Raw genomic sequence first — 14345 nt, forward strand, 5'->3', positions numbered from 1 at the left:
GGTGAGTCCGTGCTGATCGGCACCGTCACGCGATGACCCAGACGCCGAACGTCCCCAAGTACTACCGCGTCCGCACCGAACTCGAGTCGATCCTCGCCGAACTCGAGGTGGGGGACGCGGTGCCCGCGGAGCGGGAACTGGCCCTGCGGTTCACGGTGTCCCGCGAGACGGTGCGGCAGGCCATCCACGAGTTGCTGGTCGAGGGACGCGTCGAGCGTCGAGGCCGCGGCACCGTCGTCGCCAGCCCCAAGCTCGTGCAGCCGCTGTCGCTGCGGTCCTACACCGAGGGTGCCGTCAGCCAGGGGCGGGTGCCCGGGCGTGAACTGGTCACGTTCGAGGAACTCGGCGCCGACGCCGACCTCGCCGAGGCGCTCGGTCTCGCGATCGGCGCGCCGGTGATCCACCTCGAACGGGTCCTGCTCGCGGACGACGAGAAGATCGGGCTCGAGAGCACCCATCTGCCCGCAGGCCGCTTCGGGGAGATGGCGCGCGCATTCGACCCGGGCACCTCGCTGTACGCGGCGATCCGCGAGACGGGAGTGGTGTTCGCGTCCGCCACCGAGCGGATCGAGACCGTGCTGGCCTCCCCGCGGGAGGCCGCGCTGCTCGACTCGACCACCGCCATGCCGATGCTGCTGCTCCACCGGCTCTCGCTCGACACTGCGGGTGTTCCGATCGAACGGGTGCGTTCTCTCTACCGCGGCGACCGGATCGCATTCCTCACGACCCTGCGGGACTGAGAACCCGCGCGGCGGGTCCCGAGGCGCCCCGGCCAGGTGCGGGTCTAACCTGGTACCCATGTCTGTCCGCACAGCACTGAGCCCCGGAACCGTGTCTCCCGTCCTCGCCGTACCGGCGGGGATCGAGCGTCCCGAGTACGCGTGGAAGCCCACGGCCAAGGAAGGCAACGAGCCGTGGGTCCAGACCCCGGAGACCATCGAGGCCATGCGGGTGGCGAGCAAGATCGCCGCGCAGGCCCTGCAGGAGGCCGGTAAGGCGGTGGCGCCGGGCGTCACCACCGACGAACTCGACCGCATTGCGCACGAGTACATGATCGATCACGGCGCCTATCCGTCGACGCTCGGCTACAAGGGATTCCCCAAGTCGTGCTGCACCTCGCTGAACGAGGTGATCTGCCACGGGATCCCCGACTCGACGGTGATCCAGGACGGTGACATCGTCAACATCGACGTCACCGCCTACATCGGCGGCGTGCACGGAGACACCAACGCCACGTTCCTCGCGGGCGACGTCGCCGAGGAGAACCGGTTGCTGGTGGAGCGGACCCACGAGGCGACGATGCGCGCCATCAAGGCCGTCAAGCCGGGCCGGGCGCTCAACGTCGTCGGCCGTGTCATCGAGTCGTACGCGCACCGCTTCGGATACGGCGTGGTCCGCGACTTCACCGGACACGGCATCGGCACCACGTTCCACAACGGCCTCGTCATCCTCCACTACGACGAGCCTTCCGTGGACACGGTCATCGAACCCGGCATGGTGTTCACGATCGAACCGATGATCAACCTCGGTGACATCGGCTGGGACATGTGGGACGACGACTGGACCGTGGTCACCAAGGATCGCAAGTGGACGGCCCAGTTCGAGCACACCATCGTGGTCACCGAGACCGGCAACGAGATCCTCACCCTGCCTTGATCGAGAGCAGGTGGAGGGGTGCCCTGCTCGTCGCCGGCACCACGTCCGACGCGGGCAAGAGTGTGCTCGTCGCCGGACTGTGCCGGATGCTCGCGCGGCGGGGTGTCCGGGTGGCGCCGTTCAAGGCGCAGAACATGTCGAACAATTCCGTCGTCACGCTGGACGGCGGCGAGATCGGCCGGGCGCAGGCCCTGCAGGCCGCGGCCTGCGGACTCGAGCCGAGCGTCCGCTTCAACCCGGTGCTGCTGAAACCGGGCAGCGACCGCACGTCACAATTGGTTGTGCGGGGGCGCGCCGTCACGTCCGTCGGGGCCCGCGACTACATCGAGCACCGGCAGCACCTGCGCGCGGTCGTGGCCGAGGAACTAGAATCGCTGCGCGCCGAATACGACGTCGTGCTGTGTGAGGGCGCGGGGTCTCCCGCCGAGATCAATCTGCGGGCCACGGACCTCGCGAACATGGGGCTCGCCCGCGCGGCGGACCTCCCGGTGCTCGTCGTCGGCGACATCGACCGCGGTGGGGTGCTGGCGCACCTGTTCGGCACGGTGGCGGTCCTCGCGCCGGAGGACCAGGCGTTGATCGCGGGTTTCGTGATCAACAAGTTCCGCGGCGACGTGTCGTTGCTGGCGCCGGGCCTGGAGCAGTTGACGGCGATGACGGGTCGCCCGACGCTCGGCGTGATTCCCTTCGCCGAGGACCTGTGGCTCGACGCGGAGGATTCGCTGGGTGTGGTGGGGGACGCCCCGGTCGGACGTCCGGCACCACCGGTCGGCGACGACTGGCTACGCGTGGCCGCGATCCGCCTGCCCCGCATCTCCAATTCGACGGACGTCGAGGCGCTCGCGTGCGAACCTGGGGTGTCGGTGCGCTGGGTCGGCGATCCGTCGCGGCTCGAGGACGCAGACCTGATCGTGCTGCCCGGCAGCAAGTCGACCGTGTCGGATCTGGAGTGGTTGCGCCGCACCGGCATCGCGGACGCGATCGCCGTGCATGCGAAACGCGGCGGCCCGGTTCTCGGTGTGTGCGGCGGCTACCAGATGCTCGGGTCCGTCATCGTCGACGACATCGAATCCGGCCGGGGTGCGGTGCCCGGGCTGGGACTGCTCGACCTCGAGGTGGAGTTCGCCCCGGACAAGGTGCTCGCACAGGTTCGCGGCGACGCCCACGGAGTTCCGGTGTCCGGGTACGAGATCCATCACGGGAGGGTGCGCCGCAACGGCGATCCGCCGCTGCTCCACGCGAGCAGCGGCGCCGCGGAGGGCAGTATCCGCGGCGCCGTGTACGGCACGCACTGGCACGGTCTGCTCGAGACGGACCGGTTCCGCCGGCTTCTGCTGGACGACGTGGCCGAGCACGCGGCGAGAACCGGGTTCGTCACCGCCCCGGACACGGACGTCGCCGCGATCCGGACCGCTCAACTCGATCTGCTGGCGGACCTGGTGGAGCAGAATCTCGATCTGCACGCCCTCGAGGCGCTGCTCGGGGCGGGCGCCCCGACCGGGCTGCCTGCCATCGCGTCGACCCTGCTGCGCTAGGCACGCGCGGCGGACGACCGTCCACGCGGCCGGCGCGGGCAGCCACACGATCGGCACCGATCGGGGCGCGTCCGGCCACCACTTCTGCCACGTGATCACGAATGCGGCGGTGCCTGCGGCGAGGAGAGTGCCGACGCCGAGCGTGAACAGGCCCACCACTCGCCACCGGTGATGCAGTGCGCCCAGGAACAGTCCCGCCGCCGCGGTCAGCGAGGGGAGCAGGTGCCGCGCGCTCGCGAGGACGTGCCGGACCGTCAAGTCGTCCGGGTACTTCTGGCTCTCCTTGACGAAGCAGACGTCGGTGAGCACCCGGGCATTCTCGTGCGGCGCCTGCCCGAAGACCCCGACCGCGCCCGAGGTCGGGAACTTCTGGCCGGTGAGGATCTGCATGAGCGTGGTCTTGCCTGCGCCGTTGCGGTCGAGGAGGCCGTAGATCTTGTTCTCCTGCAACGAGAAATCGATATCGTCGAATGCGGTGACGTTGCCGGATCGCTTGCCGAGGCCCCGCGCCGAGGCGATGGTCTTCGTGTCGGATACCGTGCCGATCATCGTGCTCCCTCCCGTTGGTCGAGCATGGTCTCGAGTTCGGCGATGCTGACGCCGAGTTTGTCCGCCTCGGTGACGAGCGGATCGATGAACTGTTGCGCGAACCGCTCGCGTCGCCTGAAGCGCAGCGCGTTCCGGGCGCCGGAGGTGACGAACATCCCGATTCGCCGCTTTTTGTAGAGGATCCCGTCGGCGGCGAGCTGATTCAGGCCCTGGCTGCGGTCGCCGGTTGATCCGGTGGAATGCGGCGAGTTCGTTGGTGGACGGCACCTGGCCTTCCTCGGGAAGGGTTCCGTCGATGATCGAGTTCTCGATGAGTTCCGCGATGTGCCGGAACAGCGGTCTGCCGAGTCGATCATCGACGCCCGCCTCGTCGGTTGATCGGTTCATTACTCATGTAATGAACCAGAGAACTAGGGCGGTCCGAGCGCAAGAGGTCCCCGATCGCGTAGTTTTTAGCCCATGGAACTGACGCACGTGGCGGTGGGAAATGGAAATTGCACGGTCCGGATCGACGGACCGGAGAGCAAACACACCGTTCTCCTGCTACCGGGGGCCGGCGACGGGCCGGATGTCTACGACGGCGTCTGCGAGCGCCTGCACAATTCGGACCTGCGCACGATCGTGCCCGAGGACATCACCGGTCTCGACGAAGCGGCGGTCATGGGCCTGCTCGACGAGCTGAAGGTCGGGTGGGTCAACCTGGTCGGCAGCCGGGAAGGGGCCGAACTGGCCTGGTCGCTGGCGGCGCGCCAGTTCGGGCGCTTCGCGAGCCTCGTCGTCGCCGACCGGGGGCATCCGGCGGCGCCCGACGCCGCGGGTGCGGTGCGCGGATCCGACTGTCCGGCGGTCGAACTCCCCACCACCGTGATGGTCGGGGACCCTGACCGGCGCGCCGAGGCGGACGCCAGCGGACGCTTCGTCTACTCCGACTTCCGCGTCGTCCAACTCGACGGCGTCAGCAACGTCCCGGCGGCCGCGGCCGCGGAGTTGGCCACCGAGATCGTGCTCCGCACCAGCCCCTGGTAGACCTGAGGCCCCACGCCGAGCCCGGCCGGGCTCAGCGTGGGGCGTACATGATGACCGCCATGCCCAGCAGGCAGATGAGGGCGCCCGAGACATCCCAGCGGTCCGGGCGGAAACCGTCGGCCACCATGCCCCAGATCAGCGAGCCCGCGACGAACACCCCGCCGTAGGCGGCGAGGATGCGGCCGAAGTTGGCGTCCGGCTGCATCGTCGCGACGAACCCGTACGCTCCGAGCGCCGCGACACCGGCGCCGATCCAGATCCAGCCCCGGTGTTCGCGGACGCCCTGCCACACCAGCCACGCGCCGCCGATCTCGAACAGCGCCGCGACGGCGAATAGCGCGACGGATTTGGCGACCGTCACTCGAACGGCAGGTCGAGGCCGAGGAGAGCGTTCTCGACCACCTCGGGCATCGCCGGGTGGATCCAGTACTGTCCCCGCGCCACCTGCTGCGCCGTCAACCCGAAGCTCATCGCCTGGATCAGCGGCTGGATCACCGTCGGCGCCTGGGCGCCGATCACGTGCGCCCCCAGCAGGCGCCCGGTGCCCCGTTCCGCGACGACCTTGCAGAGACCCTCGTCGTCCTCCATCGCCCACCCGTACGCGACGTCGCCGTACGCCTGCACCTTCACCGTGACGTCCCAGCCGGCCTCCCGGGCCTCGGCCTCGGTCAGCCCGACGTGCGCGATCTGCGGGTCGGTGAACACGGCGGCGGGAACGAACCGGTGGTCCGAGGCGCGCAGCCCCGACGTGTCCTTCCACGCGTCCTGCAGCAGATTGTGCTGAACGACCCGGGCCTCGTGGTTGGCGACGTGCTTGAGCTGGTACGGCGAGGAGACGTCGCCGAGCGCGTAAACGCCTTCGGCACTGGTCCGTTGGAAGTCGTCGACCACGACGCGTCCCTCGTCGTCGAGATCGATGCCGCCGGCGGCGGCCCCGACGGCGTCGCCGTTCGACTGCCGCCCGGTGGCCACCAGGAGAACGTCGCCCGAGACGACGGTGCCGTCCGCGAGTTCGACGGCGACGCCGTCACCGTCCCGGCGCACGGCCTGCACGGCGTGCCCGCGGTGCACGTCCCACTTCTGCTCGGCGAGATCCGTGAATCGGCGGGAGACGTCCTCGTCGAGGTGGCGCAGCAAGCGTGTGCTGCGCGCGATCAGCGACACCCGGGTGCCCAGCGCGGAGAACACGTGCGCGAACTCGGCGGCGATGAATCCCGCGCCGATGATCACCATCCGCTGGGGCAGTTCCGGCAGCCGCATGATGTCGTTGTTCGTGTAGAACGGCACGCCCGACTCCCGGACGACGTCGGGAATGATCGGCCGCGATCCCGCAGCGATGACCACCTGGTCGGCCGTGATCACCTCCCCGGTCCCGGTGTCGAGGGTCCGCGGGCCTGTGAACGTCGCGTGCCCGCGGAACAGCGTCGTGTTCGGGCTGTCCTCGGCGCGGTAGCGTTCCCCGCCGGCCGAGATCGGGTCGATGCGGCCGAAGACCCGTTTGACGATGTCGGGCCAGCGCACACCCTCGAGTTGGGCGTCGACGCCGTACTTGGCGGAACCCGTGACCGTGCGGGCCACCTCCGCGGCGTACACGAACATCTTCGTCGGGATGCAGCCCACGTTCAGGCACGTCCCGCCGTACGTGCCCTCCTCCAGGATCGCGATCTTCCTGTCCGCGAACCGTTCGTCGGGCAGCGAGTTGCCGGACCCCGACCCGATGATCGCCAGATCGAAATGTGTCACCGGTTCGCCTCCGCCGCGTTGTGGCCGTGCAGCCACTCGAGCCACAGGTCCACCTCGGCGAACGCCTCGGCGCGGGGCTGGTCGGCGGACAGGAACACGTCGTGCCGGGCGCCCGCGATCGGCACGATCGTGGTGCGGTCGCCGAGACACCCCGCCCAGCGCGCGATCTGCCGGACGTCGAGGACGGCGTCCGCCGTGTCGACCCGGGGGTCGTACCGCGGCGCGAAGTACGACGCCTTGGAACGCAAGACCAGGGCGGGAACCCCGATGTCGAGTCCCCGGTGCAACTGCGCGTGCCCGCGGCGCACCGCGCGCAGCCACCCGAATGTCACGGGGAAACCGCTCAGCGGCTTCCAGTCGAGGTTGTAGTTCCAGATGCCGTTGCCCTCGACATGCAGGCTCACGCCGTACGTGTCGAGCCCGGTCTTCGGGACGATCGACTTGCGCTTGACCCGCCCGACCGCGTCGACAGCCACCGTCCCGACGTTCCGCAGGTACGACGGACCCTGCAGGTCGAACCACGGGCTGTTGAGGATGACTCCGCTGATGCCGAGGGCTGCGGTGCCGCCCGCCCTGCGCTGCAGGCGGTGCAGCCACAGCGGCAGCACCAGGCCGCCCGTCGAATGCGCGACCAGCAGGACCTCGCCGTCGGCGGTCTGCTCCCGGACCTGGCGCAACGCCTCGTCCAGTTCGGCGTCGTACAGGCTCAGATCGGAGACGAAGTGCGGCGTCTGCCCCGGTTCGAGCGAGCGCCCGCACTTGCGCAGATCGAGTGCGAAGAACGCGTAACCCTGTTCGGCGAAGTGCTCGGCCAGGTGTTTCTGGAAGAAGTAATCGGTGAATCCGTGGACGTAGAGCACGGCGCGGCCGGTCTTCTTCGTCTCCTGCGGAGGCTGGTAGCGGATCAGCGTCGCCTTCACCTCGCCCTCGCCGTCGGGGTCGGTGCCGAGAGGGATGGTCAGCTGTTGATAACCGTCGCCGAGAACGTCGGGAACCCAAGTAGTCACAGATCACAATCTAATGTGCGTTTCGGGGGTGCGGGGAGGCGCACAATTGGGGCAGGTGATTTTCGCTCATACGCGCGGGTAACCTATCCGGCGAACACGGCAGGCGTATGCGCGTACGGCTATGGACAAGGAAGTCGATACTCCAGTGTCAGATCAGAATGCGGTAGAGACGAAAACGGATGTAGTGCTGGTTGGCGCGGGCATCATGAGCGCGACGCTGGGAGCGATCCTGCGTCAGGTGCAGCCCGATTGGTCGATCACCACATTCGAGCGGCTCGACGCAGTAGCCGCCGAGAGCAGCGACCCGTGGAACAACGCGGGCACCGGCCACTCCGCACTGTGTGAGCTCAATTACACCCCGCAGAACGCCGACGGCACCGTGGACATCACGAAGGCCGTCAACGTGAACGAACAGTTCCAGGTGTCGCGGCAGTTCTGGGCGCACGGCGTCGAGAGCGGTGTGCTGACGCAGCCCAAGGAGTTCATCAACCCCATCCCGCACGTGAGCTTCGTGCACGGCGAGGCCAACGCGAAGTACCTGCGGGCCCGCTACGACGCCCTCGCCGGTCACCCCCTGTTCGCGGGCATGGAGTACATCGACGCCCCCGACGAGTTCACCCGCCGGCTGCCGTTGATGGCGAAGGGCCGCGACTTCAGCGATCCGATCGCCCTCAACTGGACCCAGGACGGCACCGACGTCGACTTCGGCGCCCTCACCAAGCAGCTCCTCGGCTACGTCGGCGCGTCCGGCGGCGTCGTCCACTTCGGGCACGAGGTCACCGACCTCACCAAGCAGTCCGACGGCAGCTGGGTGGTCAAGGTCACCAACCGCCGCAACGGTGCCAAGAAGGTCGTGCGCGCCAAGTTCGTGTTCGTCGGCGCCGGCGGCGGTGCACTGCACCTGCTGCAGAAGTCCGGGATCGCGGAGGCCAAGGGATTCGGCGGGTTCCCCGTCAGCGGCGCGTTCCTGCGCTGCACCAACCCGGAGCTCATCGACCAGCACCGCGCCAAGGTCTACGGCAAGGCCGCTGTCGGCGCGCCCCCCATGTCGGTGCCGCACCTCGACACCCGCGTGATCGGCAGCAAGCCCGGACTGCTGTTCGGTCCGTACGCCGGCTGGTCGCCCAAGTTCCTCAAGCAGGGCCGGGTCACCGACCTGCCCAGCTCGGTCAAGCCGAACAACCTGCTATCGATGCTCGGCGTCGGCGTCAGCGAACTGGGTCTCGTCAAGTACCTGATCAGTGAGCTCGCGATGTCCGAGGCCGGCCGCATCGACACCCTCCGGGAGTTCGTCCCGAAGGCGCTCGGCAAGGACTGGGAGCTGATCACCGCAGGCCAGCGCGTCCAGGTCATCCGCCGCGCCAAGGGCAAGGGCGGCGTCCTCGAATTCGGCACCGCCGTCGTCAACGCCGGCGACGGCAGCATCGCAGGCCTCCTCGGCGCGTCGCCGGGTGCGTCCACCGCGGTGCCCGCCATGCTCGACGTGCTGCAGCGCTGCTTCCCGACGCAGTACGAGTCGTGGAAGCCGAAGCTCCAGGAAATGGTGCCCTCGCTCGGCGTCAAGCTCTCCGACGACACCGGCCTGTTCTCGCAGGTGTGGGACTGGACGTCGAAGGTGCTCCAGCTCGACACCAGCAAGGTCGAGGACGCGTCGGTCGCGGTCTGACGGACCGCTCGGCCCGGGTCCACGGGCGCGCGCACTCACGGGTGCTGTGCGATAGTTGCCTGTCATGACGGCAACTGCAGCACTCAAGCGTTCGTGGGCACTCGATCTCGACAACAAGACGCTCTACGAGTTGCTCCAGCTCCGCGTAGAGGTCTTCGTCGTCGAGCAGGCGTGCCCGTACCCGGAACTCGACGGCCGGGACCTGCTGGCCGAGACGCGCCACTTCTGGTTGGAGCAGGACGGTCAGGTGGTCTGCACGCTCCGCCTCCTCGAGGAGCACGCCGACGGCAACAAGTCGTTCCGCATCGGCCGGCTGTGCACGGCGCGGCCGGCGCGCGGTCAGGGGCACACGACGCGTCTGCTGCGCGCCGCGCTCGCCGAGGTCGGTGACGCGCCGTGCCGGATCAACGCGCAGACGTACCTGGTGGACATGTACGCCAAGCACGGTTTCCGGCCGGACGGCGAAGAGTTCGTCGAGGACGGCATCCCGCACGTCCCGATGCGGCGCGGCGGCGGTGCCGCCCATGATGCCGGCGGCGGTGCCGCGGCGTCGGAGGTGGCGGAGGCGGCCCCGTCGAGCGCCGGGCAGTGAGCGCCGACTAGGGTCGTCAGGTGAATGTCCGCGGGGAAGTCCTGTTCGAATCAGGCGCGGTCCCGCCACTGTGACGGATCTCTGACCGGCTGCCACCACCCYGGTTGCCGATCCGGTCTCCCAGCCAGATTGCCGCGGCGTTCGTACCGGCCAAAGCTCTCGGCGAGGAAACCGGGACGTGAAGGGATGCAGCGTGCGTACGGATCGTGAAGTGGATCAGGTTCGACCCGACTTTTCGTGGGGATTTCCGTTCAGTGCGGTGGTCGGTCAGGACCGGTTGCGGCTGGCCCTCGTCCTCTGCGCGGTCCATCCCGGTATCGGCGGCGTCCTCGTCCGCGGTGAGAAGGGGACGGCCAAGTCGACGGTCGTTCGCGCTCTCACCGCCCTGCTGCCTGCGGTGCAGGACGAGAACGGCACCCGCCCGGCGCGGCTGATCGAATTGCCGGTCGGAGCCACGGAAGACCGCGTCGTCGGTTCCCTCGATCTCGAGAAGGTGCTGCGCGACGGTGAGCGCGCGTTCCAACCCGGACTGCTGTCGGCTGCTCATCAGGGTGTGCTCTACGTCGACGAGGTCAACCTCCTGCACGACCATCTGGTCGACGTGCTCCTCGACGCCGCGGCGATGGGCCGCGTCCACGTCGAACGGGACGGCATCTCGCATTCGCACGCCGCCCGGTTCGTCATGGTCGGCACGATGAATCCGGAGGAGGGCGAGCTCCGGCCGCAGCTTCTCGACCGGTTCGGGCTGGCCGTCGACGTCGCGGCGTCGCGGGAGGTGGACGTGCGCATGGAGGTGGTCCGGCGGCGGCTGGACTTCGAGCGTGATCCCGCAGGGTTCGTCGAGCGCTACGCCGCGCAGGACGCCGCCCTCGCCGCCGCCATCCTCGAGGCCCGCGACCGGCTCGACTCCGTCGTGCTCGACGACGTCGAGTTGCGCCGAATCGCTTCTCTCTGTGCGTCGTTCGACGTGGACGGCATGCGCGCCGATCTCGTCCTCGCCCGCACCGCGACCGCGCACGCCGCATGGCGGGGCGCCGGGGCCGTCGAGGCGGAGGACGTGCGGGTGGCCGCTGAACTGACCCTGCCGCACCGTCGCCGCCGGGATCCGTTCGACGAACCCGGTCTCGACGAACAGCAACTCGACGACGCGCTCCGGCAGGCCGACGAGGACGCGCGGTCCGGTGCCGGGGAACCGCCGGAGCAGGAACCCGGATCTTCGCCCGGCGCACCGCCCGCGGCGGACGGCACGGATACCGACCCGGAGGGACCCGACGATCCCGACGGGCCCGGAGGCGGTGCACCCGCGCCGCCGGAGCGCCCGGCCGGGCCGACCGGCACCCAGTTCACCACCAAACTTCTCGAGGTACCCGGGGTCGGCGAGGGCGCGCCGGGCCGGCGTTCCCGTTCCCGTTCGTCGCGCGGTCGCGCGGTGCGCTCCACCGCCGAGTCGGGGCACGGACTCCACCTGGTCGGCACGCTCTTCGCCGCAGCCGGGCAGCAGGTTGCCCGCGGCCGGACCGCCGGACGGATGATCCTCGATTCCGTCGATCTGCGTGGAGCGATCCGCGAAGGCCGCGAGGGCAATCTCGTGGTGTTCGTCGTCGATGCATCCGGGTCGATGGCGGCCCGTGACCGGTTGTCGGCCGTGACCGGCGCCGTCGTCTCGTTGCTCCGCGACGCCTACCAGCGCCGCGACAAGGTGGCGGTGATCACGGTCCGCGGTCGGGCCGCGGAACTCGTCCTGCCGCCCACCTCGTCGGTCGACATCGCCGTCCGTCGTCTGCAGGGAATGAAGACGGGTGGCAAATCGCCACTGGCAGAGGGATTTCTGCGCGCGCGCGAGGTCGTGCTGCGGGAACGGCTCCGCGACCCGCAGCGCCGCGCTCTCGTCGTCGCGCTGACCGACGGACGGGCGACCGGCGGCAAGGACGCACTGCACCGGGCGAAGGTGGCCGCGGGCCTGCTCGCGGACAGCGCGGTCGCGTCGGTGGTCGTCGACTGCGAGACCGGGATGGTCCGGCTCGGGCTTGCCGCGGAGCTGTCCCGCCGGCTGCGGGGTGGTTACGTCCGGCTCGGCGAATTGTCCGCGCAGCAGGTTGCGGGCGTCGTCCGCGCCGCGGCGTGACCCGGACGCGGATTCGGTAGGGAGAGAGAAGGCACATGCCCAAGGGTGTTCCCGAGAACGTTCCGAACGACGGCCTCACCACGCGTCAACGGCGCAACGCTCCCGTGCTCGCGGTCCACACCGGACCGGGTAAGGGGAAGTCGACGGCCGCGTTCGGCATGGCGCTGCGCGCCTGGAATCAGGGATTTGACGTCGGAGTGTTCCAGTTCGTCAAGAGCGCCAAGTGGAAGGTGGGGGAGGAAGCGGCCTTCCGTGCCCTCGGCCAACTGCACGACGACACCGGTGTCGGCGGGGCGGTGCAGTGGCACAAGATGGGCGAGGGCTGGTCGTGGACGCGTAAGCACGGCAGCGAGGAGGACCACGCCGCCGCGGCCGCTGAGGGGTGGGCTGAGATCGCGCGCCGGCTGGGCGCCGAGGAGCACCGCTTCTACGTGCTCGACGAATTCACATACCCCCTGAAGTGGGGATGGGTCGACGTCGACGAGGTGGTCGAGGTCCTGCGGAACCGGCCGGGCAACCAGCACGTGGTGATCACGGGCCGCGACGCCCCGCAGGCGCTGATCGACGCCGCGGATCTGGTGACGGAGATGACCAAGATCAAGCATCCGATGGACGCGGGCCGGAAGGGCCAGCGGGGAATCGAGTGGTGACCACCCTCGCCGCTGTGCCCGCGGTGGTCATCGCCGCCCCCGCATCGGGTAGTGGAAAGACCACCGTCGCAACCGGTTTGGTGGGGGCGCTGCGTGAGTCCGGCTACGCGGTGGCACCGTTCAAAGTCGGCCCCGACTACATCGACCCCGGGTACCACGGGCTCGCGGCCGGACGTCCGGGACGCAATCTCGACCCGGTCATGGTCGGCGCGGAGCGGATCGCCCCGCTGTACCGGCACGGGAGTTCGGGGTGCGACGTCGCGGTCGTCGAGGGTGTCATGGGCCTGTTCGACGGCAAGATCGACGCCGCGTCCCACGAGCCGTCGGCGGAGGGGTCGACGGCCCAGGTGGCAGCGCTGCTCGGCGCCCCCGTGGTGCTCGTGGTGGACGCTCGCGGCCACAGTCAGAGCCTGGCCGCCGTCCTGCACGGCTTCTCGACGTACGACTCCGGGGTTCGCATCGGCGGGGTGATCCTCAACCGGGTGGGCAGCCCGCGGCACGAACAGGTGCTGCGGCAGGCGTGCGAGCGCGTCGGGCTCCCCGTGCTCGGCGCCGTGCCGCGGATGGCCGAACTGGAGGTCCCGTCCCGCCATCTCGGGCTGATCCCGGCCGCGGAGCACGGAGCCGACGCGGTGGACGCCGTCGACGCCATGACCCGATTGGCCGCCCGCCACCTCGACCTCCCCGCCATCCGCGCACTCGCGTCCTCGGCGGTCGACGGGCCGGCGTGGGACCCCGCCGACGAGGTCGGACCGATTCCGCCCGGCCCGCGCCCGACCGTGGCGATCGCCGGGGGCCGCGCGTTCACGTTCGGGTACGCCGAGCACCGCGAACTCCTGGACGCCGCCGGTGCGGACGTGATCACGTTCGACCCCCTGCACGACGCGTTGCCGACCGGCACGAGCGGCGTGGTGCTGCCCGGTGGTTTCCCCGAGGAGCACGCCGTCGCGCTCGCGGAAAACTCTGCGCTCCTGTCTCAGATACGCGCACTCGCCACATCGGGGGCACCGATCCATGCGGAGTGCGCCGGTCTGCTCTACCTCGCCCGCAGCCTCGACGGGCACGCGATGGCCTCCGTGGTCGGGGTCGACGCCTCGTTCGGGTCTCGTCTCACGCTCGGGTACCGCGAGGCGGTGGCGGTCACGGACTCCACGCTCTTCGCGGCCGGTGAGCGGGTGGTCGGCCACGAGTTCCATCGCACGTCGCTCACCGCGGCGGAGGCGGACGGCTTCGCGCCGGCCTGGGGCTGGCGGCCCTGGGACGGTGACCCTGCGCGCGAGGGTTTCGTGCGCGGCGGCGTGCACGCCTCGTACCTGCACACGCACCCCGCGGGTCACCCGGCGGCGATCACCCGTTTCGTGGCCGCGGCCCGCACCTTCGCCGCGCATGGGTGACGTCTGCGTCGGCGTCGGGTTCCGCGCGGCCGCGGGCAGCGCGGACATCCTCGCCGCCGTCCGGCACGTGCTGACGTCCGCGGGCCCGGATTCGGACGGGACTCTGGACTGCCTGTGCACCCTCGACCGTAAGTCCGTGGACCCGGCTGTCCGGGATGCGGCGGCGGCGTTGGGTGTCCCCGTCCGCGGATTCGCGGCGGCGGAACTCGCCGCCGTCGAGGTGGCGAACCCGTCGGACCGGGTTCACTCGGYGACGGGATCGCCGAGCGTCGCGGAAGCGGCGGCCGTGCTCGGCGCGGGCGGCGGGCCCCTGATCGTGACCAAGTGGTCCGCGAATGGCGTCGTCGTCGCGGCAGCCCGTAAAGTTTCGTAGGTTCGAGACAAGACGTGCAGGATTTTCTG

General features: G+C 69.8%; 13 protein-coding genes and 2 pseudogenes. 10 read left to right on the forward strand and 5 right to left on the reverse strand.

Going from position 1 to position 14345, the window contains the following annotated elements; genetic code table 11:
- Positions 1–32 precede the first annotated feature (32 nt).
- From AC1DWT_RS03655 to AC1DWT_RS03665, 3 genes are read left to right on the forward strand one after another with little or no spacing between them, the layout of a single operon-like run.
- A complete protein-coding gene (locus AC1DWT_RS03655; protein ID WP_387486725.1) occupies positions 33–740 on the forward strand; it encodes a GntR family transcriptional regulator in 708 nt (235 codons plus the stop codon).
- A gap of 58 nt (positions 741–798) precedes the next feature.
- Entirely contained in the window at positions 799–1656 is an 858-nt protein-coding gene (gene map / locus AC1DWT_RS03660; RefSeq protein WP_072937841.1) for a type I methionyl aminopeptidase, read from the forward strand.
- Positions 1653–3191 carry a cobyric acid synthase gene (locus AC1DWT_RS03665; protein WP_387486728.1) on the forward strand — a complete coding sequence of 513 codons (1539 nt, stop codon included), beginning with the start codon at positions 1653–1655 and terminating at the stop codon, positions 3189–3191. Before map ends, AC1DWT_RS03665 begins: the two co-directional genes overlap by 4 nt.
- Positions 3192–3404: 213 nt before the next feature.
- On the opposite strand, the pseudogene AC1DWT_RS03670 reads toward AC1DWT_RS03665, so the two are convergent.
- Positions 3405–3740, reverse strand: a pseudogene (locus AC1DWT_RS03670) (ATP-binding cassette domain-containing protein); the annotation flags it as partial.
- Positions 3737–4127, reverse strand: a pseudogene (locus tag AC1DWT_RS03675) (GntR family transcriptional regulator). The pseudogenes AC1DWT_RS03670 and AC1DWT_RS03675, both read right to left, overlap by 4 nt.
- A gap of 72 nt (positions 4128–4199) precedes the next feature.
- On the opposite strand from AC1DWT_RS03675, the gene AC1DWT_RS03680 reads away from it, so the two are divergent.
- Positions 4200–4766 carry an alpha/beta fold hydrolase gene (locus AC1DWT_RS03680; protein ID WP_095860754.1) on the forward strand — a complete coding sequence of 189 codons (567 nt, stop codon included), beginning with the start codon at positions 4200–4202 and terminating at the stop codon, positions 4764–4766.
- A 31-nt stretch (positions 4767–4797) separates the two neighbouring features.
- Here AC1DWT_RS03680 and AC1DWT_RS03685 read toward each other — a convergent pair whose 3' ends face one another.
- The 3 genes from AC1DWT_RS03685 to AC1DWT_RS03695 are packed head-to-tail and all read right to left on the reverse strand — an operon-like array spanning position 4798 to position 7516.
- Positions 4798–5127: a YnfA family protein gene (locus AC1DWT_RS03685; RefSeq protein WP_015890329.1), complete on the reverse strand. Its 330-nt coding sequence runs from the start codon at positions 5125–5127 to the stop codon at positions 4798–4800.
- Positions 5124–6509 (reverse strand): mycothione reductase, encoded by a 1386-nt coding sequence (gene mtr, locus AC1DWT_RS03690; RefSeq protein WP_477919776.1) that lies wholly within the window; start codon positions 6507–6509, stop codon positions 5124–5126. Before mtr ends, AC1DWT_RS03685 begins: the two co-directional genes overlap by 4 nt.
- Positions 6506–7516 (reverse strand): alpha/beta hydrolase, encoded by a 1011-nt coding sequence (locus AC1DWT_RS03695; RefSeq protein ID WP_477919777.1) that lies wholly within the window; start codon positions 7514–7516, stop codon positions 6506–6508. Before AC1DWT_RS03695 ends, mtr begins: the two co-directional genes overlap by 4 nt.
- A gap of 121 nt (positions 7517–7637) precedes the next feature.
- Here AC1DWT_RS03695 and mqo point away from each other — a divergent pair, with 121 nt between their 5' ends.
- The 6 genes from mqo (at position 7638) to AC1DWT_RS03725 (ending at position 14316) form a co-directional block, all read left to right on the forward strand.
- Complete coding sequence (mqo, locus tag AC1DWT_RS03700) at positions 7638–9182, forward strand: malate dehydrogenase (quinone) (protein WP_072937847.1); 1545 nt, start codon at positions 7638–7640, stop codon at positions 9180–9182.
- 64 nt (positions 9183–9246) lie between these two features.
- Positions 9247–9774, forward strand: a complete 528-nt coding sequence (locus AC1DWT_RS03705; RefSeq protein WP_477919779.1) for a GNAT family N-acetyltransferase — start codon at positions 9247–9249, stop codon at positions 9772–9774.
- A 211-nt stretch (positions 9775–9985) separates the two neighbouring features.
- Positions 9986–11899 carry a magnesium chelatase subunit D family protein gene (locus AC1DWT_RS03710; RefSeq protein ID WP_095860751.1) on the forward strand — a complete coding sequence of 638 codons (1914 nt, stop codon included), beginning with the start codon at positions 9986–9988 and terminating at the stop codon, positions 11897–11899.
- Positions 11900–11934: 35 nt separating this feature from the next.
- Entirely contained in the window at positions 11935–12549 is a 615-nt protein-coding gene (gene cobO, locus AC1DWT_RS03715; protein WP_072937850.1) for a cob(I)yrinic acid a,c-diamide adenosyltransferase, read from the forward strand.
- Entirely contained in the window at positions 12543–13943 is a 1401-nt protein-coding gene (locus AC1DWT_RS03720; RefSeq protein ID WP_378677626.1) for a cobyrinic acid a,c-diamide synthase CobB, read from the forward strand. The genes cobO and AC1DWT_RS03720 overlap by 7 nt, the downstream gene beginning before the upstream one ends.
- On the forward strand, positions 13936–14316 hold the full coding sequence (locus tag AC1DWT_RS03725) for a cobalamin biosynthesis protein (RefSeq protein WP_477919782.1): 381 nt from the start codon (positions 13936–13938) through the stop codon (positions 14314–14316). Before AC1DWT_RS03720 ends, AC1DWT_RS03725 begins: the two co-directional genes overlap by 8 nt.
- Positions 14317–14345: the final 29 nt, after the last annotated feature.

The organism is Rhodococcus sp. P4_B6, from assembly GCF_056402215.1.